23 protein-coding genes are annotated in these 26,881 nt (G+C 62.5%); 5 read left to right on the forward strand and 18 right to left on the reverse strand.

The window, feature by feature from the left end:
- Positions 1-76 precede the first annotated feature (76 nt).
- On the reverse strand, positions 77-1,159 hold the full coding sequence (gene serC / locus ACYVRU_RS07005; RefSeq protein WP_157011482.1) for a 3-phosphoserine/phosphohydroxythreonine transaminase: 1,083 nt from the start codon (positions 1,157-1,159) through the stop codon (positions 77-79).
- 381 nt (positions 1,160-1,540) lie between these two features.
- On the opposite strand from serC, the gene ACYVRU_RS07010 reads away from it, so the two are divergent.
- From ACYVRU_RS07010 to ACYVRU_RS07020, 3 genes are all read left to right on the forward strand, one after another.
- Positions 1,541-1,795, forward strand: coding sequence for a glutaredoxin family protein (locus ACYVRU_RS07010; RefSeq protein ID WP_117284794.1), 255 nt, complete (start codon positions 1,541-1,543; stop codon positions 1,793-1,795).
- Positions 1,796-1,949: 154 nt separating this feature from the next.
- Positions 1,950-2,726, forward strand: coding sequence for a dimethylarginine dimethylaminohydrolase family protein (locus ACYVRU_RS07015; protein ID WP_114549244.1), 777 nt, complete (start codon positions 1,950-1,952; stop codon positions 2,724-2,726).
- Between the two features lie 137 nt (positions 2,727-2,863).
- Positions 2,864-3,808 carry a LysR family transcriptional regulator gene (locus ACYVRU_RS07020; RefSeq protein ID WP_114539778.1) on the forward strand — a complete coding sequence of 315 codons (945 nt, stop codon included), beginning with the start codon at positions 2,864-2,866 and terminating at the stop codon, positions 3,806-3,808.
- A 120-nt stretch (positions 3,809-3,928) separates the two neighbouring features.
- Here the strand turns inward: ACYVRU_RS07020 and ACYVRU_RS07025 are convergent, their stop codons facing one another.
- The 4 genes from ACYVRU_RS07025 to ACYVRU_RS07040 all read right to left on the reverse strand — a co-directional run bounded on the left by ACYVRU_RS07025 (position 3,929) and on the right by ACYVRU_RS07040 (position 12,650).
- Complete coding sequence (locus ACYVRU_RS07025; RefSeq protein WP_302807972.1) at positions 3,929-5,638, reverse strand: FAD-dependent oxidoreductase; 1,710 nt, start codon at positions 5,636-5,638, stop codon at positions 3,929-3,931.
- Between the two features lie 237 nt (positions 5,639-5,875).
- Entirely contained in the window at positions 5,876-6,181 is a 306-nt protein-coding gene (locus ACYVRU_RS07030) for a hypothetical protein (protein WP_461185908.1), read from the reverse strand.
- Entirely contained in the window at positions 6,178-9,951 is a 3,774-nt protein-coding gene (locus ACYVRU_RS07035) for a UvrD-helicase domain-containing protein (RefSeq protein WP_461185909.1), read from the reverse strand. The genes ACYVRU_RS07030 and ACYVRU_RS07035 overlap by 4 nt, the downstream gene beginning before the upstream one ends.
- Positions 9,948-12,650 carry a PD-(D/E)XK nuclease family protein gene (locus ACYVRU_RS07040; protein ID WP_461185910.1) on the reverse strand — a complete coding sequence of 901 codons (2,703 nt, stop codon included), beginning with the start codon at positions 12,648-12,650 and terminating at the stop codon, positions 9,948-9,950. The genes ACYVRU_RS07035 and ACYVRU_RS07040 overlap by 4 nt, the downstream gene beginning before the upstream one ends.
- 270 nt (positions 12,651-12,920) lie before the next feature.
- On the opposite strand from ACYVRU_RS07040, the gene ACYVRU_RS07045 reads away from it, so the two are divergent.
- Positions 12,921-13,241 (forward strand): hypothetical protein, encoded by a 321-nt coding sequence (locus ACYVRU_RS07045; RefSeq protein WP_022739773.1) that lies wholly within the window; start codon positions 12,921-12,923, stop codon positions 13,239-13,241.
- 144 nt (positions 13,242-13,385) lie between these two features.
- Here the strand turns inward: ACYVRU_RS07045 and ACYVRU_RS07050 are convergent, their stop codons facing one another.
- Both ACYVRU_RS07050 and ACYVRU_RS07055 read right to left on the reverse strand, forming a co-directional pair.
- Positions 13,386-14,402 carry a tetratricopeptide repeat protein gene (locus tag ACYVRU_RS07050; RefSeq protein WP_114539772.1) on the reverse strand — a complete coding sequence of 339 codons (1,017 nt, stop codon included), beginning with the start codon at positions 14,400-14,402 and terminating at the stop codon, positions 13,386-13,388.
- On the reverse strand, positions 14,395-14,721 hold the full coding sequence (locus tag ACYVRU_RS07055; RefSeq protein WP_022739771.1) for an HIRAN domain-containing protein: 327 nt from the start codon (positions 14,719-14,721) through the stop codon (positions 14,395-14,397). The genes ACYVRU_RS07050 and ACYVRU_RS07055 overlap by 8 nt, the downstream gene beginning before the upstream one ends.
- A 191-nt stretch (positions 14,722-14,912) precedes the next feature.
- Between ACYVRU_RS07055 and ACYVRU_RS07060 the strand changes: the two genes are divergently transcribed.
- Positions 14,913-15,155, forward strand: coding sequence for a hypothetical protein (locus ACYVRU_RS07060; protein WP_461185911.1), 243 nt, complete (start codon positions 14,913-14,915; stop codon positions 15,153-15,155).
- Between the two features lie 15 nt (positions 15,156-15,170).
- Here ACYVRU_RS07060 and ACYVRU_RS07065 read toward each other — a convergent pair whose 3' ends face one another.
- From ACYVRU_RS07065 to ACYVRU_RS07115, 11 genes are all read right to left on the reverse strand, one after another.
- Positions 15,171-16,055, reverse strand: coding sequence for a nucleotidyl transferase AbiEii/AbiGii toxin family protein (locus ACYVRU_RS07065; protein ID WP_461185912.1), 885 nt, complete (start codon positions 16,053-16,055; stop codon positions 15,171-15,173).
- Entirely contained in the window at positions 16,045-16,581 is a 537-nt protein-coding gene (gene abiEi / locus ACYVRU_RS07070; RefSeq protein WP_461185913.1) for a type IV toxin-antitoxin system AbiEi family antitoxin, read from the reverse strand. The genes ACYVRU_RS07065 and abiEi overlap by 11 nt, the downstream gene beginning before the upstream one ends.
- A 73-nt stretch (positions 16,582-16,654) precedes the next feature.
- Positions 16,655-18,091 (reverse strand): DUF2130 domain-containing protein, encoded by a 1,437-nt coding sequence (locus tag ACYVRU_RS07075; RefSeq protein ID WP_461185914.1) that lies wholly within the window; start codon positions 18,089-18,091, stop codon positions 16,655-16,657.
- Positions 18,092-18,154: 63 nt separating this feature from the next.
- The gene (locus ACYVRU_RS07080) at positions 18,155-18,640 is read right to left on the reverse strand and encodes a hypothetical protein (RefSeq protein ID WP_157011464.1); all 486 of its coding nucleotides are present in this window, start codon (positions 18,638-18,640) and stop codon (positions 18,155-18,157) included.
- Positions 18,633-19,994 carry a Y-family DNA polymerase gene (locus tag ACYVRU_RS07085; protein WP_461185915.1) on the reverse strand — a complete coding sequence of 454 codons (1,362 nt, stop codon included), beginning with the start codon at positions 19,992-19,994 and terminating at the stop codon, positions 18,633-18,635. Before ACYVRU_RS07085 ends, ACYVRU_RS07080 begins: the two co-directional genes overlap by 8 nt.
- A 58-nt stretch (positions 19,995-20,052) precedes the next feature.
- Entirely contained in the window at positions 20,053-20,745 is a 693-nt protein-coding gene (locus ACYVRU_RS07090) for a DNA alkylation repair protein (protein ID WP_461185916.1), read from the reverse strand.
- 145 nt (positions 20,746-20,890) lie between these two features.
- Positions 20,891-22,222 carry an NADP-specific glutamate dehydrogenase gene (gdhA, locus tag ACYVRU_RS07095; RefSeq protein WP_022739763.1) on the reverse strand — a complete coding sequence of 444 codons (1,332 nt, stop codon included), beginning with the start codon at positions 22,220-22,222 and terminating at the stop codon, positions 20,891-20,893.
- A 240-nt stretch (positions 22,223-22,462) separates the two neighbouring features.
- Complete coding sequence (locus ACYVRU_RS07100) at positions 22,463-23,239, reverse strand: 2Fe-2S iron-sulfur cluster-binding protein (RefSeq protein WP_461185917.1); 777 nt, start codon at positions 23,237-23,239, stop codon at positions 22,463-22,465.
- A 24-nt stretch (positions 23,240-23,263) separates the two neighbouring features.
- Positions 23,264-25,168 (reverse strand): FAD-dependent oxidoreductase, encoded by a 1,905-nt coding sequence (locus tag ACYVRU_RS07105; RefSeq protein WP_461185918.1) that lies wholly within the window; start codon positions 25,166-25,168, stop codon positions 23,264-23,266.
- 299 nt (positions 25,169-25,467) lie between these two features.
- A complete protein-coding gene (locus ACYVRU_RS07110; RefSeq protein WP_461185919.1) occupies positions 25,468-25,917 on the reverse strand; it encodes a TetR/AcrR family transcriptional regulator in 450 nt (149 codons plus the stop codon).
- An 85-nt stretch (positions 25,918-26,002) separates the two neighbouring features.
- Positions 26,003-26,734, reverse strand: a complete 732-nt coding sequence (locus ACYVRU_RS07115; protein ID WP_461185920.1) for a hypothetical protein — start codon at positions 26,732-26,734, stop codon at positions 26,003-26,005.
- Positions 26,735-26,881 lie beyond the last annotated feature (147 nt).

Genomic DNA, 26,881 nt, shown 5'->3' on the forward strand with positions numbered 1-26,881 from the left:
CCTTCCGCATTCGTCGCCCTCGCCGGGCCTCTGTCTTGTCGCAGGGAGGCCGCCGCCTCCCCTTTTTGCCTGCTCGCTAGCCGTTGTTCTTCTCGAACTCGGCCATGAAGGCGACGAGCGCCTCGACACCGGCCTTCGGCATGGCGTTGTAGATGCTCGCGCGCATGCCGCCCACGGAGCGGTGGCCCTTGATGGACTCGATGCCATGGGACTTCGCCTCGGCCACGAACAGCGCATCCAGCTCATCGGAGCCCGTGACGAAGGGCACGTTCATGAGCGAGCGATCCTCCTTGCGGGCGGTGCCGCGGAACAGCTTGCTCTGATCGAGGTAATCGTAGAGGATGGCGGCCTTCTCCTTGTTGCGCTCGGCCATAGCGGACAGGCCGCCCATCTCCTTCAGCCACTTGAACACAAGGCCGCAGATGTAGATGCCGTAGGCCGGCGGGGTGTTCGACAGCGACTTCGCCTTCGCCTGGGTGGTGTAGCGCATGATGGTGGGCGTGAAGGGCAGCACTTCCTCGCGCACCAGATCGTCGCGCACGATGACGATGGTCACGCCGGCGGGGCCTATGTTCTTCTGCACGCCGCCGTAGATGAGACCGAACTTCGACACGTCCATGGGCTCGGAGAGGAACATCGAGCTCACATCAGTGACCAGCGGAATGTCACCGGTCTCGGGCAGCGTGTGGTACGTGGTGCCGTAGATGGTCTCGTTCTGGCAGATGTACACGTAGTCGGCCTCAGGGTCGAACTCGAGGCCGGCCACGTCGGGCACGTAGGAGAAGTTCTCGTCCTCGGAAGAGGCCACGCAGCGCGCCTCGCCGTAGAGCTTCGCCTCTTTCCAGGCCTTCTTCGACCAGGAGCCGGACACGATGTAGTCGGCCTTCTTGTTCTGCATGAGGTTCATCGGGACGGCCGCGAACTGCTGGGTGGCGCCGCCCTGCAGGAAAAGCACCTGGTAGTTGTCGGGAATCTGCAGAAGCTCGCGCAGGTCGGCCTCAGCCGTCTCGATGATGTTCGCGAAGGGCTTGGAGCGATGGCTCATCTCCATGACGGACATGCCGGTGCCGTCGTAGTCAAGCATCTCGGCGGCCGCCTGGCGCAGCACCTCCTCGGGAAGCACAGCAGGACCGGCGGAAAAGTTGTAGACCCTAGCCATGAGGCGATTCTCCTTCATCACGCGCCCGAAGCGTCTGCGGTGGTGCGCCCACGCGTCCCACAGGCGATACGCCCCGGGCAGCCGTCAGTTACCCGGCCATTGTAACCCCATATGCGAGTCGCGCCCTCAACATAAGAGCCGAGCGGTTCGGAGGCGAAGACCTCACGACCTTGCAAAGATTTTGCCGAAAATGGTCACAAAATCGAGTTTTGCTCTTTCCCTATCTTGGAATTGCTCGTTTTTCGTTAATTCCAACAGTCGATTAACCAGTTTCAAGCGCCAATTCGGGCGCGTCGGAGAGCATTTAACATATTCTCGAATTCAAAACTCGATTTTGTGACCAAAACACGAGAAGTTTTTGTCCTGAGGAAAGGAAGCCTCATGTACTTCGACAACATGGTTCTCTACTACAAGCCCACCTGCCCCTTTTGCCACAAGGTACTCGCCTTCATGGAGCAGGAGGATATCGCCATGCCCATGCGCGACACCCTGGAGCCGGGCGTGAAAGACGACCTCATCCGCATCGCTGGCAAGGGCCAGGTGCCGTGCCTTATCGTGGACGGCGTGCCGATGTTCGAGTCCGACGACATCATTCGCTTCCTCGGCGACCTCATCTTGGAGCGCGAAGAGGGCTAGGCGGCTGCAACAGACGAAGCACAGGACGCGCCAGGGCCCGACCCGGCGCGTCCTGTTTTATGGAAGACTTCCTCAAAGATAGTGCGCCATTGACGCCTCGTCAGCGCTACACTGTTCTCACGCGAAAACGCGCAAGCGAGGACAAGGAGTCTCTATGACCAAGTTCACCAACGTCATCGTCCGCAAGCCGGGCAAGTCTCTGTGCAACGGCATCACGAGCGCCCCGGAGCTGGGCCAGCCCATCTACGAGCGCGCCGTGGAGGAGCACGACGACTACATCGCCGCCCTGAAGCAATGCGGCGTGGAAGTGACCGAGCTGCCGGCGCTGGAGGAATACCCAGACTCGTGCTTCGTGGAGGACCCCGCGGTTATCACGCGCTGCGGCGCCATCATCACCAACCCCGGCGCCGATTCCCGCAACGGCGAGAAGGACGAGATCGAGCCGACCATCCGCCAGTTCTTCGACGATGAGCACGTAAAGCACATCGTCGCGCCGGGCACGCTGGACGGCGGCGACGTCATGATGGTGGGCGACCACTTCTACGTGGGTCGTTCCGCTCGCACCAACGAGGAGGGCATCCGCCAGTTTATCGAGATCCTCGAGGGCTGGGGGCTCGAGGGCTCCGAGGTCCCGCTGGAGGAAGTGCTGCACCTGAAGACCGGCGTGAACTACCTGGAGGACGGCAATATGCTCGTTTCCGGTGAGTTTATCGAGAAGCCGGATTTCGCCCAGTACAACAAGGTAATCGTGCCCGAGGACGAGGCCTACGGGGCCAACTGCATCTGGGTCAACGGCACGGTCATCGTGCCCGAGGGCTACCCCACCGTGCTGAAAGCGGTGCAGGACCTCGGCTACAAGACGCTCGTGGTGGACACCTCCGAGTACCGCAAGGTCGACGGCGGCCTGTCCTGCCTGTCGCTGCGCTTCTAATAAGTTGCAGATTGGCAAAAAGAAAAATTAAAATCCTGAACGTCCCCCTGCAATTTGCGACGTACTTTTGCGATGAAGTACGTCGCGCTTCTTTTAGAGCAGCAGACGACCACCCGCAGGTTAAGAGAAATGCCTGAATGGGAAGATTCTTGCCGATTGCAAAATTGACATCCACGGGAGCAAATATGAGAGGCAAAAACACCCAAATCAATATCACATTGACGCAAATACGGGCCCTCATGGCAACTGCAGAAAACAAGAGCTTTGCTAAAGCAGCTGAAACGCTATTTGTGAGTCAACCTACCGTCTCTTACCAGATAAAGATATTGGAAAACGAACTCGGTGTGCAGCTATTTGCTCGAGACGCTCATTCGGTGGAGTTGACCCCCGCTGGCCTGATGTTCTATAGCTCTATAACCGGCCTTTATGAGAAAACCATCCAGCTTGTACGCGATGTCCAACAGTTAGATTCTCACTCGGCTCAGACTCTTAACATCGGAGTTCATGCGGCTTTCTGCTCTTACCCGTGCGCCATCGTCGCCCACTTCAACGAGATGACGCCCGAAATCAAAACCAGTGTACGGTCACTCGACTCCATACCAAGTCTACAGGCTTTACGACGAGGAGAAATCGACATTCAATTTCTTTTTCGTGGAGAACTGGGGGTCGAGGAAGGGATTGAATTTGCCCTCCTCAACATGAATCGCCTATGCGTCAACATGCGTAAGAGCGATCCTCTTGCTGCGCAAGAAATAATCACGCTTGATGATTTTCGGAATCGAACCGTATTCATTCCTGTACAAATCTCATATTCTCGAGAAATAGTTGAACTCCGCAGGATGATTGCGAAACGGAACATCCCCGTCGAGTTCGTAGTCAACGAAGATTTCTCGCGGGGTTTCACCTCCGTGCGAAGCGGGGAAGCACTTACCCTATTCGCCATGGGCGATATGACAGAGCCAATTCCGGGCATCGCTGTTATTCCACTTTCCCCTCCAACGACTGTGGAATATGGCGTCGCGTGGAAACAAGACAATCAGTTTCCTCCCCTGCGGGCTTTTCTTGACTACCTCCTCGGTTAACCGAGATTTTGACAAAAGATCGGCGGTCGACAACGGCTAAGAAACAGGCGCTCGAACTCAAGCTCGAGCGCCCAGGGGAGGACTCAGTGCATTTTCCTCAAGTTAAAACCCGCATTGCAATTATGAATGATTCGATGCAGCGTTCTTGCCTGCAAGTCGTCCGAATGTGACCGTACGTCCTGCGGCAACTGCTACTACCAATTCAGGATAATTGTTGGCGAAAAAACCTCCAGAATCATTGCCGGCCGCATAGAGTCCTGGGATTGGTCTGGACTCCGTATCCAAAACCTCCATCTTTTCATTGATGCGCAATCCATCGAGCGTGCAAAGCAGGCGTGAAGCCAAGTTGATCGCATAGTAAGGCGGATTCTTCAAAGTTGACATACGGAACGACTCGCAATAGAAGTCCTCATCTACCCCCTTTTCCGCAAGCTCGTTATAGCGTTCAACCGTGGCCAAGAAGGTATCCACAGGCAAATCGAACGCCTCGGCGATCTCTTCAAGGGTTTCAGCCTTTATAATGTATCCGGCCTTTTCAAGGTTTGCCCAATCTTCCTCAATAACCGAACGCGGCCAGATCACCGGAGCCTTCGCGCCCTCTTTCTGGATGAGACGCGAGCATCCCACTGTCTGAAACTTAGCTACGTTGTCCCAGAAGCTAGAATCCCAAACCTGAATCCAGCACTTCTTTGGCTGCAAACTGGCGGCATGAACGACAAAATCATAAGGATTCGATTCAGGGGCAAATCGTTCCCCGTTGTGATTCACGCGCAAGAACGGCTGACTGCCCGGCCACCACCATGAGCGATCGAAAGGCTCGGTTCCAGGCAACTCATCAGGAAGAAGAGCCCCACGATCGAATACCATCACTGTAGGAACCTCGTCCATCGCCGCACCAACCCACAAGGCGGACAAGATTCCTGCACCGTTAGTGTTGACGGGATCAATTCGCGCCGTCGTCGAAAGCGCAAGAGGATTCTTGATTTTCATCATCTCGATATTGGTCGAATATCCGCCTGTGCACAAAATAACTCCATTAGAAGCGTTAATGCGCACATAGCCATCGGGGGTTTCGGCAACCACGCCCGCTATGCGGTCTTCCTCCTTTATCAATTGCACCAGCTTAGTCTCGGTGCGATACGTTCCGCCCAGTTCTACGGCATCCTCGATAGTGAAACCAGTATGGTCGATTTTATTCATGCTCTCGTCGTTACTGACGGCCATATGGCTTGTCAAGTACTCCTTGATGAACAGGCCCTCAGTCTCTTCCTTCTCAATAACGAATTTGCAGTTTCTCTTTTCCAGCACTTCTTCAATTCGATTAATAGCTTCTGCGCTGTTATCGGCCCAAACTTTCATGAGCTCTTGATCGCATCGCCCAGAGGCATAACGGGCGAGCTCTTTGATCACCGCACCTTGGTCAACATTCACGCCATCACGTTCACATGCACGGGTTCGAAAACCCATCAGGTTATTCTTTGCCATGTTTCGCGTCTCGTCAGTTCCCTGCTCGATCAGAAGTGTATCCACCCCACTTTCGACTGCCGCAAGAAAAGCACTAGCGCCCGCGTTTCCAGCACCAACCACCAGCACCTCGGTGTCGATCGTATCCACAAAGTCAAAAGAATCAATGGGCTTCATCTCGCCGAGCGACGAAAGATCATTTGACGATGCGGTATTAGCCAACGGTTCATCTTCGCCACTCGAGAGCGTTCGGGGAGCACAGCCAGCAATAACCGCTGCTGACCCTACAGCCAATCCCGCTGCCGCCCCTTTGAGAAAATTTCGCCGCGAAAAGGCTCCATCCATTTCAAATCCTACGTTTTGCATAGTCTCTCCAATACTCGTTTCTTGACCGAAGATTAATCCTTCGGCACGAGCATCATGACACTGCATTGATCCGAAATGGAAGCTTGATTGTTCTATCGTGACAATTGAAGTTTTATATCAGTGCTGATCATATATGCTTTTCGATGCATTAAAGCTATCGGCTCTTGCGACGAGACTTCGCATACAAGCCCTCGCGACGCAACACTTCACCCCCGCGAAGACGCCTCATTAGACTTATTATTCCACTGTGCCGTATACCTGGCCCCAGGCGTGGCCGGCGATGGCGCTGTTCAGCTGGGTGCACAGGCGCTGGCGCGTGTAGTCACCGGGCGGGAGCAGCGTGACGATGCGCAGAAGCTCGTCTGGCAAGTCGGCCGCCTCGGCCGCCACCACCACGTCCAGCCGGCGCACTTTGGCACCGATGGCCTCGGCGACGGTAGGGTCCAGGTCGCCGTACTGCGCGAACAGGGCATCCACGATATCCTGCAGCGCCCCGTAGTACTCGCTGCGCTCTCGGTTGGTTCCAGTATGCTCACGGCTCATAACGTCGCCTCCTTCTGCTTGTCGATTATAAGCGCTTCCAGGGCGGACAGGTCGGTTTTCTCGAAATGGTACGGAACGATTTGCGGATCGCGCGAGTTGTCGGCAGCCGCGTGCTCGATGCGCAGGAAGTGGGCGTCCACCGACTCGTAGCCGGCGCGCATGAGCGCGTAGGCGTAGCAGCTCGCCTGAAGGCGGTGCCTCTCATCGAGCTGCTCGGGCGTCTCGTCGGCGCGGCCGCCGGTCTTGTAGTCGATGAGGAAGGCGGCTCCGTCCCCGTTGTCGGCGAGGCCGTCGATCTCGCCTTCAAGGAAGAAGTTCCCTATCGCCACGGTGAAGGGCACTTCGGCGCGTCGGTTCTCGAAAGCGGCAAAACGGGCGGCCTCGTCGCTGCCGAGCCAGCGAACGAGCGCCGCACGCAAGCGCGCCTGCTGCTCCTCCGACAGGCCCTCCTTCTGAATCTGCGCCCGGATGGCTTCCTCGCTGGGGGCGAAGAGCGATCCCCGCTCGCTCCGCTCGATGGCCTGCTGCGCCAGACGATGGAACGCCGTGCCCAGGGCCGTGGCAGATTCCTGCGCCCCAAGGACGCATGCAGGGGCACCGTCAGATTCACGCGACCCTGAAGCATCGTCAGCGAACGAAGATTCGCTCTCATTACTCTCATTCGAAGTCTCCGAACCGAGTGCGCTGCGGCCCTCATGCAACAGAACGACGCCCTCGTCAGCCTCAACGGCCGGCTCGTCGCTATGGGGATGCGCGCCCGAAAGCGACGTGTAGGAGTACAGCCCCTCCCGCGCGAAATTGTGCCGCGCGAGCGCCGGGTCTTCGCCATGCGCTCGCCGGGCAACCGCGAAGACGGCAGGGGCATCCTCGCTAAGGGGCACAGCCGCGCCAAGCTCCTCGTCGAGCCGCTCCTCCCCTGTGGGCGCCGAGGCCGCAAGAGGATCCTCGCCCGTCTCTTCCCCGACCTCGGCGAGAACCCGCTCGCTCGCCACCCGGGCAGGCGCGCGGCCGCCGAAATCCATCATTGCGACGCTCGCGCCGTCGTCCATGGCCCAGCCAAGGGCGTCGAAGACGTCGCCGGTCACCCAGGTGCTCTCGTAACCGTCCTCTACCTTCGCGCTCACCCTCATAGCCAGAAGAAGAGATCGGCTCGCGCGCGTGAGGGCCACGTACATGAGGCGGCGCGCCTCCTCGCGCTCCTGGGCGGCGGAATATGCGGCCAGCGCCGCGCCGAACTGAGCTGCGGAAAGAGCTCCGAAGGCGCGCTCGGCCTCGGCGGGGCCGTCCAGGGAAACGTCAAGATCCTCTGCCTCCTGAGCCCGCGCCCATCCTTTCAATTTGGAGGCGGTCTTGTCCCAGGGGCCATGGGGCATCCACGTTGCAGCCACGTAGGTCCCCTCGCCGATGTTCTCGACGAAGAAAGAGGGTGCGCGTCCCCCGGGATAGCCGTCCTTCAGTTCGGCCACGGCCACATGGGGAAACTCCAGCCCCTTGGAGGTATGAACCGTCATGATGCGCACGAAATCGGCATCGAGGCACGCCAGCGCACCCGGCGCCTCCTTAGCCAGGGAAAGGTAGTCGGCGAATTGGCGGGCCACATCGGCGATACCGCAGCTCTCCCGCGCGAGCTCCCCAACGACCACGCACGCTTTGTTGAAGTTGCCCGCGCGCGCCATGCCGTCGGCCCCCTCAAGCTGAAGCCGATCCGCCAGTCCGCTGTCCACGAAAAGGCGCCGCAGCGCCAACGCCGGCTCTTCGCGAACCGCGCGGCGCACGAAATCGCGCAGGCAGCGGCGCGCCAGCGCCAAAGCGGCGCGATCGTTTTCCCCGAGGGGAAACTCATCATCTTCCTCTCGTCCGAAGAAGCCGCGAGAGATAGGCTGACGGGGGCGAGCACGGCCATCGTCACCTTCGCCTTCGCCGTCGCTTTCCGACGCCCAGGCGTCCGTTGTGGCGAGCGCGAGAAGAGCATCGTCGGAAAGCGCGAACAGATCGGAGGCGAGCGCCTGGTAAAGTGCCTCGGAGTCGTCGCGGTTCACTGCCACGCGCAGCAGCGTAGCCACAAGTTGGGCCTCTGCGCTCTGGCCGAACCCCGATCCGCCCGTCACGATGCTCTCGAAGCCCGCATCGCGCAGCGCCTCCTGGTAGACGGAGGCGCGGGTCATCGTTCCCAGCAGCAGGGCCATCTCCCCGGGGCGCGCGCCGGCCTCCCTCAGCTGCGCGAAGCGCTCGGCCACCTCGCGGGCGCACCGGGCCGACAGCTCCTCGGAAGACACGGTGGCGCGACTGCCGTCGTTCTGGAAGACGCTCACGGCGATACGTGCCGGGCCGTCCCCCTCGAACACCGGATCGGCGGCCGTGTTCACCGCGCCGGCGGCCTCCAGATGCAAGAACTCGTCGCCGAAGACCTGGGGCTGGCCGAAGACGGCATCCACCAACGACAAGACGTCGCCGTGGCTGCGGAAGTTGTGGGGCAACTGGGGGAACTCCGCCTCGGGCGAGAGGGATCGCAGCCGGTCGCGGTACTCGAAGAACACGTTCACATCGGCGCCGCGGAACCGGTAGATGCTCTGCTGCGCGTCGCCCACCGTGCACACGTTGGCGAAGCCCGGCTGCGCCAGGGCGGCGATAACGGCGACCTGCAGCTTGTCGGTATCCTGGAACTCGTCGACCATGATGACCTTGAACCGCTCGCGGTAGCGCTCGGACAGTTCCGGGTGGGCGGAAAACGCGTCCAAGCACCGGCGCAGCAAATCGCCCTGATCGAGTCGGTCGTTCCCCTTCGCTCGGGCGTAGGCGTCCTCCAGAAGACGCGCGAGCGACACGGCGGCAACGCTCACCCGCGCCCCCAAGGCCGCTTGCGCCTCGGAGAACACGCTCGCGTAGGCACCTCGCCAGGCAGCGAACGCATCGGCGTCCGGCTTTTTGGCGCGGTACTTGTCCGAAGAAGGGGGAAACGCCAGAAGCGCCTCGAGAAAAGGCCCCGCCTCGAACCGCGCATCCAAGAATCCTTCGCCCGTATCGGCAGCGAGCCACTGCTCGGCCCGGTCGATGCCGGTCTCTAGATCGGAGGCGAACGTCTCGTCGGTGGCATTCGTCCTTCCCCAGACCTTCACCACCTCCTGAATTTCCATGGCAGCCTCCAGAGCCTGTCGCACAAGGCGCGCAGGCGTGGCGGTCGGCACGGACAGGCGCAGGCCCTCGAACCCCTCGGGCATCGCCCGCACCCGGGCCACCACCTCCTGGGAATACTCCAAGAGCCTCTTGTCGAAGGGCCCCTGCCCCCTCAGCCCGAACTCGTCGATGACCGCGCGAAGAAGCGGATCGGCCCCCGTTTCGAGATGGGCGAGCACCTGCTCGGTGGCTTCGGCCCGAAGGTAGCTCGCCTCCGCCTCGTCGATCACCTCGAACTTCGGATCGATGCCTACCTCGAAGGCGTTCTCGCGCAGGATGCGCGCGGCCATAGAGCCGATGGTGCACACCCAGGCATCATCCACCTTCAGCGATTCCTCCGCAAGCCCCTCCTCGCGCAGAAGAGCGCGGATGCGGTCGCGCAGCTCCGCGGCGGCCTTCACGGTGAAGGTAATGGCGAGCACCTCGTCGATGGATTGCAGACCGCCGGGCGCCTCCTCGCCGGCGAGCAGCCCGTAGGCGATGCGCCTCGTCAGGGTGAAGGTCTTTCCCGAGCCGGCGCCGGCGGCGACCATGAGGGGGCGGTCGAAGGTGGTGATGGTAAGGCGCTGGCCCTCTTTGCAGGTATCGAGATTCACGCGAGCCTCCCGGGGCAATCGTAGGCGGGACAGAATTCACAAGCTTTCGGCGCGGACGGGCTCACGGGGATGGCCCCCTCGGAAAGCGCCGCCAATCGATCGGCCACCAAGGCCTCGATGGCATCCAGATAGGCGGAGAAGTTCATGGCCACCGCCGAGCTTCTGGAAGACAGGCCCGCAGGGTCGAAGGCCGCACCGTCGTAGGCCCCCGCCAACAGCTCCTTGGGGCTCTGCGCCCGGTAGCCCAAGTACAGCGCCCCGGCGCAGGCGAGGCCGAGGTCGGTGCGCAAAAGCGCCTGGGCGTAGATGAGCCCCTGCACGTGATGCGGCACGGACGGCTCGTCGCCCTCCTTCAGGCCGGATGCGTAGTCCTTGGACGATCCCTTGTAGTCGATCACCACGAAGCGTCCCCGCTCTGCGTCGGCATCGACGCGGTCGACGCGCCCCCGCAGCCGGACGCCGGCAAAGTCCACGCCGTCGGCGACCTCGATGGGATGCTCGCAGAAGACCACTTCGTAGCCCGGGGGCATCTGGGCCTGCAGGCGCAGGCTGTGAACCAGTTGGCGCTTGAGCTGCGCCACCCGCTGCCGCTCCTCGCGCGTCGTCGCCGCAAGGCGAGAGCCCCCTCGGCGCTCGGGCTGCTCGCGGACAAGCTCGTCCACGAGCGCCTCGAACCGGGGCACCATGGCCTCGATGTTCTCCGCGTCCACGCGTCGCACGCCCTCCTCGGCGAGCCTGTCGTAGAAGCGGGCAAAGGCTTCATGGGCGAAATTGCCCAGCTCCCGCGGCCCGAACCTCTCGTCGGGAGCCTCGGGTCGGATGCACGACTGCACGAACCACCGATAGGGGCAGTGGAGGTACTGCTCGATCGCCGAGGGAGAGAGCACGGGCAGACCCTCGGGCGTGCGCTGAAGGTAGCGAAGAAGCGGAAGCGACCGCAGGCTGCCCCGCGACGGGCGGAGAAGCTCCTCGCATCCCGTCACCGGGGCGAAGGCGGCGCCAAGCGCTTGCGGCAAGTCGCCTTCGCCGGCGCATCGGGCGCCGGCGGCCAAGGGCTCGGGGAGTCCGAAGCGCGCAGGGTCAGGGCGGCCCCAACGCAAGGCCAGCTCCTCATCGCCGGCCGCCAAGGCCCGGTCGGCGCCGGCCCGGGCCTGGGCGCTCGCGAACTCTTCCAGCAGAAAGGAGGGGAACAGCTCGTTTTCCCGCTCGTCGCGCCGGCTCACGCCCAGGACAAATCGCCGACGGGCGGCGCGCTGTGCCGCCGCGAACCGCGAGCGCTGGCGCCAGAGCGCCGAAGGCTCTCGGGGAAGTCCGAGTGTCTCGGCGAGGCCGTCCAAAGCCGATAGGCTCTCGGAGATGCCGAAGGTGCGCGCGCTGACGTCCGCCAGGATCACCACATCCCAGCTTTTCGGCACGAGCGAGTCCAGTACGGCCGCACCGGCGATTTCGCAGAGGGGGCCGTCCGTCCCGGAGGAGCCCTCGACGCTCAGCGTGGCATCGGCAAGCAGCGGCGTCAGCGCGCAGGTCGACACGCCCAGCCCCTCCGCCAGGGCAAGCAGACCGCAGAGCTTGTCGAAGGCGGCGCGCTCGACGGCACGCTCCAGCGCGTCCGACGAGGAAGCACCGACGGCGCTGGAAAGGGTGTCGAGAATACGAGGAGGAACGCTTTCGCCGCAAGCCACGGCGCGCACGGCGAGGGCCAGAACGGAAAACGAGTCGCTCTCCCCCGCGAGGATCTCGGCGGCATCGGTGGCAGTCAGTAAGCGGTCTTTGCGCAGACGCCCGTTGAGATCCCGCGCCTTTCGCTCGGCGATGCCCGAAAAGGGGTTGTAGGCGAAATCAGTGGCCGCCTCGAGCCAGTGGGGGCTCCCCTCCTCCAGCCGCCGCGCGCATTCCCAAGCGCGCCCGAAGGCGGTGGCCCTCCAGGGCGCGGTGCCCCGAAGCGCCACCGCCCAACCGCTGGCGCACAAAGGCGCTCCCAACACGCCGAACAGCTCTGCAGGGTCGGCGCCCACCACCAGAACGCTTCTTGCGCCCGCACGACCGGCGCGCCCTATCTCGTCGAGCAGAAGCCCGGGCATCGCCGCCGCTCCTGCGGCGATCAGCACGCCCGGCTCCACGTCTTCCGGAAGACAGGAAACCGCGGCAAGAGCCTCATCGCCTTCCGCGGAAGCGCCCAAAGCCGTCAGAAGGTGCCGAAGCCCCCCCGAGACGTCCAGGCAATCGCAAACAGTCACGCCCATGGCGGGAAGCCGCCCATCCTCGACCATCGAGGCAAGGAGATCGGCCGCCTCGTCCGCCTCGATCAGATTCCGCGCGGCCAGCTCATCGTGGTAGGAGCGCAAACACGCGACAAGCCCGCGCTGCAGAGAGGTCAACTCCGCAACGGGAACGGCTCTCTCGTCGGCGAGAGCGGCCGCGTGCTCGGCGGCAAAAGCCGCCAGCACCGATGGCGCTCCGGAGGCAGCGGCGGCGTCGCAAGCCGAAGCCGCTTTGGCCGCAAGAAGGGAGCGCTCCTCGGCCGAAACGAGAACGCGGCCGTCGCCCCACAGCTCCCACAGCTCCTCCACAAGCCCTGCGGCCGTAAGGCGACGCACGCCGAAAGCGGCACCGGGAGCCGTCGCGGTTGCAGCGGCCTTGGCGGCAGCATTGGCGCGCTCGATGGTGCGGTAGAGCTCTACGGGAACGGTTGTCGGCACGGCGGTCCTCCTCAAAAATCAGTTCCGACCATTCTAGCGCGACCGGGGCGCTTCGGTGTCCTCTTTATGTCCCTCCACAGCCAGAACGCCTCTTCCGTCGGCAGCTCCCGTGAGCATTTGGCAACGGATTGCCGCCCGTGCGGTGACCCGTCGCCGACCTGGCCTTGCATCGGCGCGGCCAGGCCTACCATAGCGAAAGAACGAGTCGGCACCGGGCGCTCCCCCGCCCAGGCCGGCCCGCTTTCCCGAACCGCAGATTACAGGAGGCGCATGATGACCTATCAGGAACTGGTTACCAAGCTCATCGAGATTCAGAAGCACATGATGCCCGACTTGGAGAAGTTCGAGCGCGAGGATCGGCTGCCCCACGACCTCAAGGTCGCCAAGGCCGAGATCATCGAGTGGGAGCATACCGTGGACGGCGACGGCGGCCTGGAAGACGCCCCGGAGATCTGGCCCGTGGAGAAGTTCGCCCGGGCCCTGCGCGATCACTACGACGACTTCAACGACTTCATGCGCCGCAACATCGCCGAGTACGAGGTGCTCGCCGGCCAGCTGCCCGAGGCCTTCGCCCACCCGCTCGGCCAGTAGGCTCCGCAGCACCTCCGGCCACGCGCCCCGCTTCGCCCTCGCCTAGAAGACGAGCGTCGGATGCCAGCCGGTCGATCCAATCCAGCCGCTATCTTCGAGAGCCGCCTTAACGGGCGGCTCTCGCCGTCTGCGGCCGCGTTGCCCTTAGTAAGTGCCCGCGATCTCCTGGGCCATGCGGGCCACCCCGCGGCGAGCCTCGATGCGCTCGCGCTTGAAGTGCCACTGACCGGCGTCGAAGGCGGCGCCGAGGCCAATGGCGGCCAGCCGGTACCAGGTGCGCGCCCGGCGGAAGTCCTGCTCGCAGCCGCGTCCCAGCTCGAAGGCGCGGGCGAGGCGCAGCGCGGCGTTGCCCGTGCTCGCACGGTCCTCGTCAATGCGCCCGCTCTCCAAATCGAAGGCTCGCCGGTACAGCGAGAAAGCCCGAGCCGCCGAGGGAGCGCATCCCCGGCCCGCGGCCACCAGATCGCCCAAACGCCAGCAGCACTCACCGTGACCATGATAGGCGCCGAAGGAGAAGTGCAGGTAGGCGCGCTCGTCGCAGGGGGTGTCCGCCTTGTGGAGCGCCTGGCGATCGGCCAGGCCGTCCCAGTACGCCCCCTCGCACAGATCGCCCTCGTAGATGACGCCGAGACGGCAGTGGGCACCGATACTGCCCCGGGCCGCCGCATGCAGAAGGAGCATCTCGGCCGCGCGGTAGCAGTCGACGCGACGGCGCCGGTGCTCCTCGCCCGGCAGGCCCAGAGCCTCGCTGAAATAGACCTCCGCCAGCTCCAGGGCGCGCCAGCCGCCGCGGTCGGCGCCGCAGGGATAGGAGGCGACGAACGTGCGCCCTCTCCCGTCGGGCGCCGGCTCGCTCACCCAGATGCGGGGCAGACTGCCCTCGCCGGCGCCTCCCTTGCGATCCACGGCGAACACCGAGCCCGTCTCGCGCCGGCGCCGCCACTTCTCGTTGCGCAGCACTTTCGGCGTGAAGCTCGTCTCCGCGCCGCCGCAGGCCCGCCGCGCACTGGGCGCGCCAAAGAGCACATTGGCGGCCCGCTGGGCCCAGCCCACTTCCCGCGCACGGGCAGGAGCGGCAACCGAGGAGGCGACATCCTCAGCGGGAAGGACCAAGGCGCAGGCGACGGAAGGGGCGGCCACGGCCGCAACGGCGCTAGTCATTGAGCACCACCTCCATCACGAGCCGCGTCCACGAGCCGATCTGCTCCTTGTCCGTGAGCCGCCCCTCCACGGACTTGCCGCCGTCGATGAGCCGGGCGACGAACTCGTTGCACTCGCAGGAGACGTACCCGATTCGCCGGTCGGCGCCGTCGCGCACCTCCACGGCCCAGCCGTCGTGGGGATTGGCCGCGTCCCGCACGAGGGAGAACCGATCCCCCTTTCCGTAGCCTTCCGCAATGGCCGCCATCGCGGGCACGTGGCGCGTTCCCGCCACAGTAGTGTTTTCCACGACGCGAATCGATTTTGGTGCATTTGCCATGGTTCCTCCTGACCGATAACCTTATGATCGATCATGATAAAGAACCGCTTGCGATCAAGTGTCCCTTATTCGGTACAGCGAACCACCGAAGATCGCCCTTGCTGAGCAGATCGATCATGGTTGTCGCAGCCGCACGATTATGTTAGAGTCCGCTAACATGAAATCCGCTTCCCCGAAAGACGAGGAATGCCATGAAAGACAAGAAATCGAAGAAGGCCGCCAGCGACAAGAAGGCCGACAAGCTCGCCCGCAAGAAGAAGCACACCGGCTGCAAAGGCGAGAAGGGCGCCGCCGGCTGCAAGGGCTGCGCCAAGGCGAAGGCGTCGCTTGCGCTCTCCCACTGCACCTGCTGCAAGAAGCGCTGCCCGCTGACGAAGCCCAAGTGCGGCAAGGGGCGCCGCCTCGCCGCTGCCCTCAAGCTGCGAGAGAAGTAAGCCGAGTCGCGTTCCCTACAAGCGCTCCATCACAAAACGGTAGGCATCCTCCACTTTGTGGGTCATCGCCTCGCGATACTCCGGTCGCGCCACCGTTTTTTCCAAGAGTCTCGGAGGGAGGAACCGACGCATCTCTTCCGCGTAGGTCTCTCCCCTTAATACGCCCTGCGCGCGCGAAAGTCCGCTTCGCAAGAGCGTGTGCGCGCTTTCGGCCACACGATAATCATCCAACTTCTGGCCGACCATGACAGCAACCTCATCCATATTTCTCCCCGGCTGCATGCTGATCCAGGGAATGTCCCATAAATCGCGATATCGCGGGGCAAGTACCTGCTGCGAGAACGATACGATCTTGTCCGCCAGAATTTCGTCCAAAGCTTGACAGCCGACAACGGCCCGACTGCACATCCCCTCCACTTCCGGATAGTTTTCCTCGAGAACGCGGAGGTCGCGGGTATATGAGGGTACCTGGGCAATTTCAATCTTGATTTTCTGGGAAGGAAGATCGGGGCGCGCCGGCGCCGTATCTACGACCACTTGCCACCTCTTCATCGCTCCGCCGCCATCGAAGTGCTTGATTTTTTTCGGCTCCTTGACCCGAACGCCTACATCGTACTTATCCTGCAAGCTATCGCTCAGCAATTCCTGGAAACCGGCAAGATCCGATTCCTCGAGATCCAGAGCCGTGGTGAAATCGAGATCCTCGCTATAGCGAACGGCCCCATAGCAGAGGCGCAGGCACGTTCCACCTTGAAACGTAAGACGGTCGAGCCATTGCGATTCATCGAGCGCGCGAATGATGTCGTAATGAATGAGCTCTTTCTCTACAATCGGAAGCAGTGCCTCCACTTCGCCCCGACGAGCTACGTCTTCGGCGAACTTCTTGAAATCAATCGTCATCTTCCAATTCCTCCCAGTCGATGAGGTAGGTAGACCGTCGCGCCCGCATGAGTCCCTGAACAGCATATTTCTTGGTTGCGAGCCGCAAAGCATGGCCGGGGTAATCGACCGTGTTCGCAATAATCTCGTTTCCGTCGGCGGCGGTATGGATAAACTCGATCGTACCGAAAGGGGTGTCGAACTCCCCTTCCCTGCCGGTAGTGACAACCGTTATGCGCCCTACGGGGATCTGAGAGATCACGTTCCACAAAGACGCTGCACTCTCCATGCCGATGTAATTGAACCCACCGGGCCTTAAGGCAACGGCAACTTCCTCGATGGCTGGCACATCCCTCCCCTTAAGATCGCCGACCCAGTAGACATCTCGTGCTAGTCGCGTGATGACCCCCGAATCAATCAGACGATTGATAGAGCTGCGCAGGGTATTGCCGCCCTCTCCGAGAACGCGACCGAGCTCGCGCGAGCGGAACACGCGCTTCCGATCGCTGAACGCCCTGAGTTTTTTTTCCGCTTCAATGACTTTCATTGCTACCGCTCTACAGTAATGACCCAAATTTGAGTCATTACTGTAGAGCGATTACGCGCTACTGTCAATGGCCTCAATCAATTTCGTCTTCGGGTATATCCCCAGACTGTCCTTCCTTCGCGGCGCGGGCCTCGTCGAGCAGGGCCTTCATGGTGGGGTTCTTGCGGGTGAGCTTCTTCACGGTGAGATCCTCCGCCTTGTCGTTGGCCAAACGCAGGTTGCGCTCACTCCCCAGCAGGTGCTCCTTGATCTTCTGCAAGTGGTCGATGGACTTGTCTATCTCGTCGATGGCCTTGGCGAAGCGCTCGCTGGCGAGCCGGTAGTTGCGGCCGAACTTGTCCTTGAAGTCGGCCAGCTGGTCCTCGAAGTTCGTCACGTCGATGTTCTGCTGGCGCACGAGGGCCAGCTCGCGCCGGGCCTCCATGGAGGAGAGCGCCGCATTGCGCAGAAGCGTGATGAGCGGGATGAAGAACTGCGGACGGATGACGTACATCTTCTCGAAGCGGTAGGAGACGTCCGTGATGCCGGCGGCGTACAGCTCGTTGTCCGGCTCGAGCAGCGACACGAGCACGGCGTACTCGCAGCCCTTCTTGCGGCGGTCGGCGTCCAGCTTCTTGAAGTGCGACTCATTGGTCTTCCTATGGGTGGAGTCGTCGGCCTCGTTCTTCATCTCGAACATGATGGAGACGATCTCGTTGCCCTCCTCGTCGAAGTCCCGGAAGACGAAGTCGCCCTTGGTGCCCTCCACCACCTCGTTGTCCTTCTCGAAGTAGGCGCGCGGGAAGGCCGTGGGGCGCAGGCGGTTGAACTCGATCTCGCAGTGCTGCTCCAGCGACTCGCCGAGCATCTTCGTGGAAAGGCGCGCCTTCATGTCCTGGATGCGCTCGATCTCGCGCTCGCGGTCGGCGATGAGCTCGTCTTTCGCCCGCAGCTTCTCGGCCAGCTGGGCCTGGGCCTCGGCCTGAGCCCGGGCCAGCTCGGCCTCGGCACGGGTCTTCTGCGCCTCCAGCTCGTCACGTGCCCGCTCCACTTTGCCGCGCAGCTCGTCCCGCTCGCGCTCGACGGCCACCTGGGCGTCCTTGGCCGCAGCCTCGGCCCTCTGCACCGCGATCTGGGTTTCCATAGAGGCTTGCGCGCGCTGGCTCTCCAGCTTCTGGGCCAGCTCGTCGCGCTCGCGCTCCACCGCGCGCAGCCGCTCGGCCTCGGCGGCCATCGCATCGCTCACGGCCAGCTTGCGCGCCGCCTCCGCCTCGCTCTCCTTGGTAGACAGCTGGGCTTTCAGGTTGACGAGCTCGCCGTCGCGCTCGGCGATTTGCGCGCGCAGGGCCTCTTCGGCCTTCGACACCGCCAGCGCCACCTCCTGCTCGCGGCTCTTCTCGGCCAAAGACACGCGAGCGTCCACCTCGCGTTGGAACTCCTGGTCGCGCACTTGGTTCAAAATGGCGGCGTAGCCGCTCTCGTCCACCGTGAACGCCTCGCCGCAATGGGGGCACTTGATCTCGTTGCTCATGAAACGGTTCCTTCCTGTTGCTCGAGGGAATCATACACCGCCGCCGAGGCGGCGGCCCGGAGGTCAGCCGGCCGGGTACAGCATTTCCAGAGACTGGATGGCCGAAAAGGGAATGCGACGGCGCACGATCCACAGGTCGCGAAAGGTAAGGTCGATCTGGCTCACGGCCCCTTCGGCCACCCGGTAGCCGCCGTCCTCGTAGTAGCGGCAGCGCACCACGTCCCCGCGGACGAGGTTCGCGATAATCCCGTCCAGCGCCCGGGCCTCGTCGTCAGCCAGCGGCCGACGCGGCTCAGGCACTACTTCCTTTGCATGAACGAGATCGTAGTAGCCGCGCAGCGCCGCGAAGGGCATGAACTGGCGGGCACGATCCGGGTGCGGCCGCCCAATGTCGGGCGGCACAGGAGGATCCAAGGACGCCTCGGCCTGCCGCCCCTCCGCCCCTGCATCGGCGACCGTCCCGCCAACGGCGACCCCCTTGTCAGGAACACCCGCACCGCCGACCTCCTCCCATACGAGTCCCGCGAGCAAATCCACTTCCCTAGCCATGGTGCCCTCCCACCATGGTGTTCCGCTCGCGACCGAGCGCGTGCTCCTTCAAGCTCGTGCCCTTGATGAGGGCGTTTTTCCCGAACTTCTCCTTCACGGCGAGCACGGCCTCGGCGCGGCGCCGCTCGCGATCGGCGGCCGCAACATCGGTGAACAGGTCCACCGTGGCCAGATCGGCGTCCACCAGGTTGCCAAAACCGATGCTGATCTTGCGCATAGTGCGAGCGGGATCCACCGTCTCCCGAAAGAGCGCCTCCAAATAGCCGTAGAGCTTCGCGAAAGAGTTCGTACGCTCGGGAATCTTGCGCGAGCCGCCCCCGTGCGGGCGAGCGCCGCCGACACGGCGGATGCCGTGGCCGCCGTCGAAGAGCTCCCCGGCCTTCGCGGAGCCCTCCGACGCATCGCCCCCAGCATCTTCCGCCATCTCGCCCTCGCTCTTCCCGTAGCTCACATGCAGGGATATATGATCGGTCACCAGATGATTCTCCACCAGATCGAGCACAGAGTCGTCCACCATCTCGCGCAGCACCATGAGAGTGTCGTCGAAGTTGTAGCCGCAGGGCAGGATCTGCCCGTTCATCATGGAGGAGCTCTCCGGTTCGTAGGCCTTGATCTCGGCGATGGTGCAGGGTTCCACGCCCCAGGCGTGATCGATGAGGTACTCGGCGTTCACCCCGAACTCGCCGTAGAGCACGTCCGGATCCATCTCGGCGACGCCCTTCAAATCGAACACCCGGTACTTCGCGAGCCGCCGAGCGATGCCCGGCCCGATGTTCCAAATGTCGGTGATGGGCCGATGTCGCCAGATGCTCTCGCGAAAGGAGCGCGCATCGAGCTCGCCCACCCCGTCCAGCGCGTGCTTGGCCGAGATGTCGAGCGCCACCTTCGCAAGGAACAAGTTGGGGCCGATGCCCACGGTGGCCGGGATGCCCGTCTCCGCGAGCACTGCCGAGCGCAGGGTGTCGGCGAACTCGCGGGCCGTCAGGTCGTACAGCTCCAGGTAGGGCGTGGCGTCGATGAAGCACTCGTCGATGGAATACGGATGGATGTCCTCGACGGCCACGTAGCGCAGGTAGGTGCCGTAGATCTCCGCCGACACCTCCATGTAGCTCGTCATGCGCGGCTGGGCCGTGATGTAGTCGATCCCCTCGGGAATCTCGTAGAGCCGGCAGCGGTTTTTCACCCCCGCTGCCTTCATGGCCGGGCTCACCGCCAAGCATATGGTCATCTCCGACCGCGTCGGGTCGGCCACCACCAGCCGCGTAGTCATAGGATCCAGCCCCCGGCGCACGCACTCAACTGAGGCGTAGAAGCTCTTCGAATCGATACAGACATATGTGCGCTCGCGTTCCATGGCGACCAGTATAACATGGAACGTTAGTTCGAGTTATACGAAATAGCCTACTTCCCGCTTACGACCGCCGCTTCATGGCGCGCAGGCGGTCCTTCTGCTCGACGGGGACGCGGCGGCTCTCGATGGCCTTCTGGATGGCCTTGTTGTGGGTCCACTCGTCGAGGGCGCCGGAGGCGATGGCCGCCTCGGCGGCTTCGGGCTGCTTGGCCAGCGCCTCGGCGAAGTACCAGGCGCGCATCATGTTCACGTAGTACTCCGGTCGCGACACCGCGACGACCCACTCGAAGAACTCGGGTCGGAACTGCTCGTCGAGGAACAGCTGCAGCAGCACGCCGATGGCGAAGCGCACCGTGTACTCGTGGTCGCTTTCCAACCACGCTCGCACCCTCACCAGGGCGGCATCGGGATTCGCGGCGAGCCCGCGGCAGGACAGCTGGTCGCAGGTGGCCCAGTTGTCGACGAAGGGCAGGAAGCGCTCGATCTCGCCGACGAGCTTATCGAAGTCACGTTCCTGCGCGATGACGAACGAGTGCAGCTGATTCTCCTCGAAGGCGCCGTGCGGCAGCGCCGCCAGAAACTCCCCTGCATCTTCCCGCCGGGCGAGTCCTTTCGCGAACTTCCGCAACTCGGGCGTCCGCACGCCCACAATAGCACCCACGTCGATGTTCGGGATGAGCTTCGCCTGGAACGCCCGGTACCCCTCGTCCGCATGGGAGGCGAGAAACGCCGCTATGTCTTCGTGAATCGCCACGGTCCCCTTCCCCATCGCATGAACACCGTCATTCTAGCACGTAAAAAGAACCCCCCGTTCAGCACGGGGGGTTCTTTTCATGCGACTCACAGGTTGTTCGCAGCGTCGGCAGATCCGTTCACCCCGTCAGGGTGAACGGAATCGATTACACGATACCCTGGGCCATCATGGCGTTGGCGACCTTCTCGAAGCCGGCGATGTTGGCGCCCATGACGTAGTTGCCCTCATGCCCGTAGCGCTTGGCAGCGTCGTCGATGGCGTGGAAGATGCTCACCATGATGCCCTTGAGCTTCGCGTCCACTTCCTCGAAGGTCCAGGAGAGGCGCTCGGAGTTCTGGGACATCTCCAGACCGGAGGTGGCCACGCCGCCGGCGTTGGCCGCCTTGCCCGGGAAGAACACGATGCCGTGCTCCTGCACGTACTCGGTGGCCTCGAGCGTGGTGGGCATGTTGGCGCCCTCGGCGAGAATCTTGCAGCCGTTCTTCACGAGGTTCTCGACGTCCTCCATGTGCACCTCGTTCTGGGTGGCGCAGGGCAGCGCGATGTCGCAGGGGGTGACCCACACGCCGCGGCCCTCGTGGTACTCGACGCCCTCGCGACGGGCGGCGTACTCGGTGAGGCGGCCGCGCTCCACTTCCTTGACCTGCTTGAGCAGCGCGACATCGATACCCGCCGGGTCGTACACCCAGCCGGTGGAGTCGGACACGGTGACCACCTTGGCGCCGAGCTGCTGGGCCTTCTGCGTGGCGTAGATGGCCACATTGCCGGAGCCGGAGATGCAGACCGTCTTGCCGTCGAAGGAATCGCCGTTGCACTTCAGGTACTCCTCCACCAGGTACACCAGACCGTAGCCGGTGGCCTCGGTGCGGGCGAGCGAGCCGCCGAAGCTAAGGCCCTTGCCGGTGAGCACGCCCTCGAAGACGTTCTTGATCTTCTTGTACTGGCCGAACATGTAGCCGATCTCGCGGGCGCCCGTGCCGATGTCGCCAGCCGGCACGTCGGTGTCGGCGCCGATGTGGCGGAACAGCTCGGTCATGAAGGCCTGGCAGAAGCGCATGACCTCCATGTCGGACTTGCCCTTCGGGTCGAAGTCGCAGCCGCCCTTGCCGCCGCCCATGGGCAGCGTGGTGAGGCTGTTCTTGAAGATCTGCTCGAAACCGAGGAACTTGATGATGCCGAGGTTCACGGAAGGATGCAGGCGCAGGCCGCCCTTGTAGGGGCCGATGGCGCTGTTGAACTGCACGCGGAAGCCGCGGTTCACCTGGACCTTGCCGTTATCGTCGACCCACGGCACGCGGAACATGATGACGCGCTCGGGCTCGACGATGCGCTCGAGCAGCGCGGCCTGCTCGTACTCGGGATGGGCCTCGATGACCGGCTCGAGGGACTGAAGCACCTCGGTGACGGCCTGGATGAACTCGGGCTGCTCGGCGTTCTTCGCCTTCACCTGCTCGATGACGTTGTCGACGTAGCTCAAAGGAACCTCCTTTATGCGGAAAGGGCTCGCGGCGGTGCCACGATGCACCTCCGCCTTCGCGCTGCATTATAGGACGGAGAATTTCCAAACGATGACTAATTAACTGAGCCGAAACAAAGAGACGTCCCGCTCGTCGCTTAAAACGGCAAGCGGGACAGCAAAGCTATGGACGAGCAGCGGAGCTGGGAGGGAGAACATCCGCCGCTCTTACGGCCAAACCATCCAACAGACTATGAGTTCCTACGCGTTCTGCATGGATTCCATGATGCGGTTGGAAACAGCCGAGGTGTCGGCGGGCTTAAGACCAGCTTTCTCCGCTTCCTGCTGAAGCATCGCTATGGTCTCCGCAATGGGAATGGCTGCGGGGCACACGGTGGTACAGTTGCCGCACTGCACGCAATCGAACACGCCGGAAAACGCCGCCTGCTCCACGCGATTCGCCTGGTCGTGAGGATCATAGTAGCGCTGCGCAATCTGCATCATGCCGCCGGGGCCCAAATAGGTGTCCCACGCATTGCCCAGCTGAAGGGCGTTGCAGTTGGCGTAACAGCACAGGCACTCGCGGCATAGGTTCATGCGCTCGAGTACGTTCCAGTACAAATCGTAGTCGATGTCCTTGATCTCGGTGACGGGATCGACCGTCTTGTTGCGCGCGTCGGCCAACACGAACCGCTTGGCCATCTCCTCGCGCTCCACCACGAGATCCTTCACGATGGGCAGGCCATTCAGCGGCTCGAAGGTGTGGGATGTGCCGCGGTCGAAGGTGGTCCAGCAGGCCAACCCCGGCTCGCCATCGATAGTCATCGAGCAGCGACCGCATAACCCATAGATGCATCCGCAGTCGTAGCTGATAGGCTCGATCTCATCATTGATATACTGCAGCACCTGCATTCCGGTCATCTTGTTGGTGGGGTCTTCCTCATCGGTAAGCCAGGGCACCTCATAGGTCTCGTAGTGAGGCTCGCTGTCAACAACGGGGTCAAACTTGAACACCTTCGCGGTAATGGAATCGCTCATATCCTTCTCCTTCCTTTTTGCCCGCTATTCAAGGCCCACGACGCCGATGTTCTCCGCCAAGACGCTAGCGGGCACCAGGGTCTCGTCAATGGGCACCAGCTCGCTTGTCCACTGCCGTCCGTCGAAGGCAACCTTCGTGTTCACCAAGCCAATGGAATTGTCCTGAGTCGGATAGTCAGTGCGGCAGTGGGTACCGCGGCATTCCTTGCGGATGATGGCAGCTTGAGCCGCACCGATGCCCACTTGCGCCATATTGCGCGCCTCGAGGGCCGAGCGGAAATCGTTGTTGAACGTCTTGGAGGTATCACCCAGCGACATGTTGGGAATATCCTCGTCGAGAATGCGCTGAAGGTCGTCGATAGTCTTCTGGATGCCCTGTTCATCGCGCAGGAAGTACATACCGTCCCAGAACGAGGTCTGCACGTTGCGCATGAGGGTGCGGCTGCGCACGCCCTCGCCGGGATCTCTCTCAAAGCAGGCATAGGCTTCGTCGAAAATGCTGTTGGCCTGATCCCAGTTGATGGCACCCCAATCCTTGTCGCGTGCAAGGTCGGCCGACCCCTTGCCGGACAACCAGCCGGTGCCCATGCACGAGGCCACCACAAAGCCGTTCCACACAAAGGGCGCACCACCGGCAAAGAACAGGCCGGGCACTATCGTTTCGCAGGTCTCGGGATTCAGATCGAAGGGGCGCCCGGCGGTTTCCCACGCCTGGGGAACCAGCTCAACGTACTGGGGCATATCCCAGTCGAAAATGCGCTTCATGTTCCACTTGCACGGGCGGTAATAGCGCTCTTCCTTCTCGATGTCGTCAAGAAGTGCGAGGATGCCGCCATGTTCTGTGCCACGACCCTGGTAGATCTCGCGCAAGGTCATGCGCATGTAGCAGCCTTGGTTGAAGTATAGGGCGGGATTTTCTTCCATAAGAGCCGTGAACGGCTCCTTGTTGGCGTTGAACCCACGGTAGTAGTCGGGCGACTCCACGCCCATACCCGTCATGCACTGGCGCGTGGCCGTGGGGTACCACTGGCCGTTGTCCTGGCACAGCTCTTCCATGTCGCGCATGGGAATGCCAGCGCGCAGCATCATGGCCACGCCGTCGCCGGTGCAGTCGGCCGAGCTGTGAGTGTAAGGGGTCATACCGTTCCAACCGCACAACCACACGTAGCTGCCCGTTGCCATGATGATGGCCTTGGCGCGGAACACCACCGGCGTGCCCGCTTCCAAGTCGATGGCGGCCAGACCACACGCGGCTCCCGCATCGTCCTTGAGCACATCGAGGGCGAAATGACGGTCGAACACCTGCACGCCGTCGCGGCGCAGCTGGCGCGCGAAGTTGCGTGGGAACAAGCCAGCGTCCTGAACATTGGGAATGGCATCTGGGTCGTTCAGGCCCTCTCGGCCCACCTCGCTGGCCGATCGACCATCTTCGTGGTGCTCGGTGACGCAGCCCATCTGGACGCTCGTTTGCACCGCCTTGACATCGTGCCATGCCTTGCACACGTTCATGAAGATAGCCTGATCGATAACGCCGTCACCGCAGAACAGCAAGCTTGAAGCAGAGTTGAGCACCTTCTCCTCATCAGCATACTCGTACGTGGACACGGAGTGACCCCAGTTGATACCCGAAGCACCGGAATGACCGTAGAGGCCCTTGTCCACAATGGTGGGACGGCCGCCCTCCTGCAGCACGCGGCGAGCCGCCGTCAGGCCCGCAATGCCGCCGCCCACGATCAGCACATCGGCATCGTGCATCGTCACGATCTGGTCAGCGCCGAAGCCCACTCCCGGACTGGTAGCAGCCATGGGCACGTTCTCGTTCTTCTCGGACGGGGCCGAAGAGCACCCGGCCAACGATGCGGTGGCCGCGGCACCGGCCGCGAACAATGCACCGCCCTTGAGGAACATGCGCCTTGAAATCTTCTCCATATTACCCTCCTTCTCCTGGGCATGAGAACCAACGAAGGGTAATGTACCGAGCGCGATTTCGAACTTCAATGAGCAGTGGGGCGCCCGTGTCTCTCTGCTGGACAGTCTTCTGGATATGTGTCGCAATGAGACAATTTAGAGAATATGTCCGAAATCCTCCAAGGGGCAGCATTTCCGAAATGAACGGGCAATGCGAAAGTACAGGAGCATGGTAACACTTACAGCCTCGTCGATGGGAACGGACCGACCTCGCGCAATCCAGTCGTTAAGCGATTCAGCGAACAGGCTCTGCAGAAATGTCACGGCGAAATCGAAGCTACCGAGACAATTCCCTCATTAAGTCCCATTTCCTTCAGAACTGTCGCAATATGCTCCTTCGTATCGCTCATGCTCCACTCCAGATACCCGGCCGGAGCCATGGCCTTGACCCTGATTTCCTCCCGATGGAACGATTCATGTTCGGCCGCCATTTCGAAACTGCGTCTAATGTTCTCGTAGAGCTTCGCGAAGAACAGGCCGTCGCCGCGCAGAGGTTCGTTGCGATCTAAGCCTGCGTTGTAGACCAGGGCGCAATCATAGAACAACTCGTAGATGTCCTTGTAGTAGCGATAAAATGTCGATCGACTGATTTGCGCTGCCTCGACGATATCGATAACCGAAATCCTCTCCAAAGGCCGGCTATCAAGCAGGTCAAGCAAGGTTTCTCGTATCAGCTTCCGCATACGCTGCGTTTGCATGGACTCAGGCACAGCCGAATCACCCCTCCCCTGTTGGACTGGGTCGAAAAAAGCGGATCGGAGACAGCCCTTCCGCCGACCCCTCCTAAATATACTATCAGAGCGAGGCGTACACCTTCGAGGAGGGGACGTTCAGGGACGTGAGCAGCACGACGCCCACCTGCCCGCGCTCCGGGGCGTAGACGATGTGCGCGTTTCCCTCGCCCTCGCCGCGGCCGGGCTCGACCTGGTCGTCGTCGGTGACGATGACCACGTTGAAGTCGTCGGTGCTCGCAAGGCAGCTCAGGCGCGGCACGAGGCACACGAAGGACTCGGCGCCGGCGGAGGCGAGCTCGTCGTGCAGCTTTTTCAGCTGACGAGCCGAGGCGTAGTAGTCCACGGCCACGACGCCGATCTTGCGGTCGCCGGCCATGAGGATGCGCGGCTTCTCGTAGCGGGCGAGGTCGTCCACGTTCAGCGTGAGGACGCCGGCGCCCTTCTCCTCGTAGAACGAGCGCACGTCCGAGGCGTACACGGGCCGCTCGCGCATGGACAGCGGCAACCGCGCCAGCTCGGCGGCCACCATCTCGCCCAGCGTCTCGGGACGCTCCTCGGCGCCCCCGCCCACCGAGGGGAGCTTCGTGGGGCGCAGCGCGTCCAGGACGTCGTAGGTGCCGTCGAAGACGATGGCCGTATATCCGGACATCTGCCCGAAGGCGTCGTCCACGGCCGTGGCGGCCATATTGAAGGAGCGGCCCGTCTCGAAGTAGCGCAGAAGCACGCTGCCGCCGAGCACGACGAGCAGCGCGAACACGAGCAGGGCGACTTTTTCGCGGGTACGCTTCTTCATGGAGGAAATTATACCGAAGCGCCGCCGCATGGGCGCGACGGGGCACGAGGTTCCATATTCCCTCTCCGGAGGGGGCGACCTTGATCGCTGCAGGATTCCCGTAGGGGGCGACCTTGGTCGCCCCTTCCGAGCGAGACTATTCCACTC

It is taken from the genome of Adlercreutzia sp. CNCM I-6216 (assembly GCF_977113345.1).

What these genes read in the sequence shown, in the direction of transcription:
- abiEi (WP_461185913.1), bottom strand. Translation starts at nt 16,581, where the DNA reads ATGAAAGTCATTGAAGCGGAAAAAAAACTCAGGGCGTTCAGCGATCGG.
- ACYVRU_RS07030 (WP_461185908.1), bottom strand. Translation starts at nt 6,181, where the DNA reads ATGAGCCGTGAGCATACTGGAACCAACCGAGAGCGCAGCGAGTACTAC.
- ACYVRU_RS07085 (WP_461185915.1), bottom strand. Translation starts at nt 19,994, where the DNA reads ATGGAACGCGAGCGCACATATGTCTGTATCGATTCGAAGAGCTTCTAC.
- ACYVRU_RS07055 (WP_022739771.1), bottom strand. Translation starts at nt 14,721, where the DNA reads ATGGCAAATGCACCAAAATCGATTCGCGTCGTGGAAAACACTACTGTG.
- ACYVRU_RS07080 (WP_157011464.1), bottom strand. Translation starts at nt 18,640, where the DNA reads ATGGCTAGGGAAGTGGATTTGCTCGCGGGACTCGTATGGGAGGAGGTC.
- ACYVRU_RS07075 (WP_461185914.1), bottom strand. Translation starts at nt 18,091, where the DNA reads ATGAGCAACGAGATCAAGTGCCCCCATTGCGGCGAGGCGTTCACGGTG.
- ACYVRU_RS07025 (WP_302807972.1), bottom strand. Translation starts at nt 5,638, where the DNA reads ATGCAAAACGTAGGATTTGAAATGGATGGAGCCTTTTCGCGGCGAAAT.
- ACYVRU_RS07010 (WP_117284794.1), top strand. Translation starts at nt 1,541, where the DNA reads ATGTACTTCGACAACATGGTTCTCTACTACAAGCCCACCTGCCCCTTT.
- ACYVRU_RS07015 (WP_114549244.1), top strand. Translation starts at nt 1,950, where the DNA reads ATGACCAAGTTCACCAACGTCATCGTCCGCAAGCCGGGCAAGTCTCTG.
- ACYVRU_RS07065 (WP_461185912.1), bottom strand. Translation starts at nt 16,055, where the DNA reads ATGACGATTGATTTCAAGAAGTTCGCCGAAGACGTAGCTCGTCGGGGC.
- ACYVRU_RS07100 (WP_461185917.1), bottom strand. Translation starts at nt 23,239, where the DNA reads ATGAGCGATTCCATTACCGCGAAGGTGTTCAAGTTTGACCCCGTTGTT.
- ACYVRU_RS07050 (WP_114539772.1), bottom strand. Translation starts at nt 14,402, where the DNA reads ATGACTAGCGCCGTTGCGGCCGTGGCCGCCCCTTCCGTCGCCTGCGCC.
- ACYVRU_RS07115 (WP_461185920.1), bottom strand. Translation starts at nt 26,734, where the DNA reads ATGAAGAAGCGTACCCGCGAAAAAGTCGCCCTGCTCGTGTTCGCGCTG.
- ACYVRU_RS07105 (WP_461185918.1), bottom strand. Translation starts at nt 25,168, where the DNA reads ATGGAGAAGATTTCAAGGCGCATGTTCCTCAAGGGCGGTGCATTGTTC.
- ACYVRU_RS07060 (WP_461185911.1), top strand. Translation starts at nt 14,913, where the DNA reads ATGAAAGACAAGAAATCGAAGAAGGCCGCCAGCGACAAGAAGGCCGAC.
- ACYVRU_RS07020 (WP_114539778.1), top strand. Translation starts at nt 2,864, where the DNA reads ATGGGAAGATTCTTGCCGATTGCAAAATTGACATCCACGGGAGCAAAT.
- serC (WP_157011482.1), bottom strand. Translation starts at nt 1,159, where the DNA reads ATGGCTAGGGTCTACAACTTTTCCGCCGGTCCTGCTGTGCTTCCCGAG.
- ACYVRU_RS07045 (WP_022739773.1), top strand. Translation starts at nt 12,921, where the DNA reads ATGATGACCTATCAGGAACTGGTTACCAAGCTCATCGAGATTCAGAAG.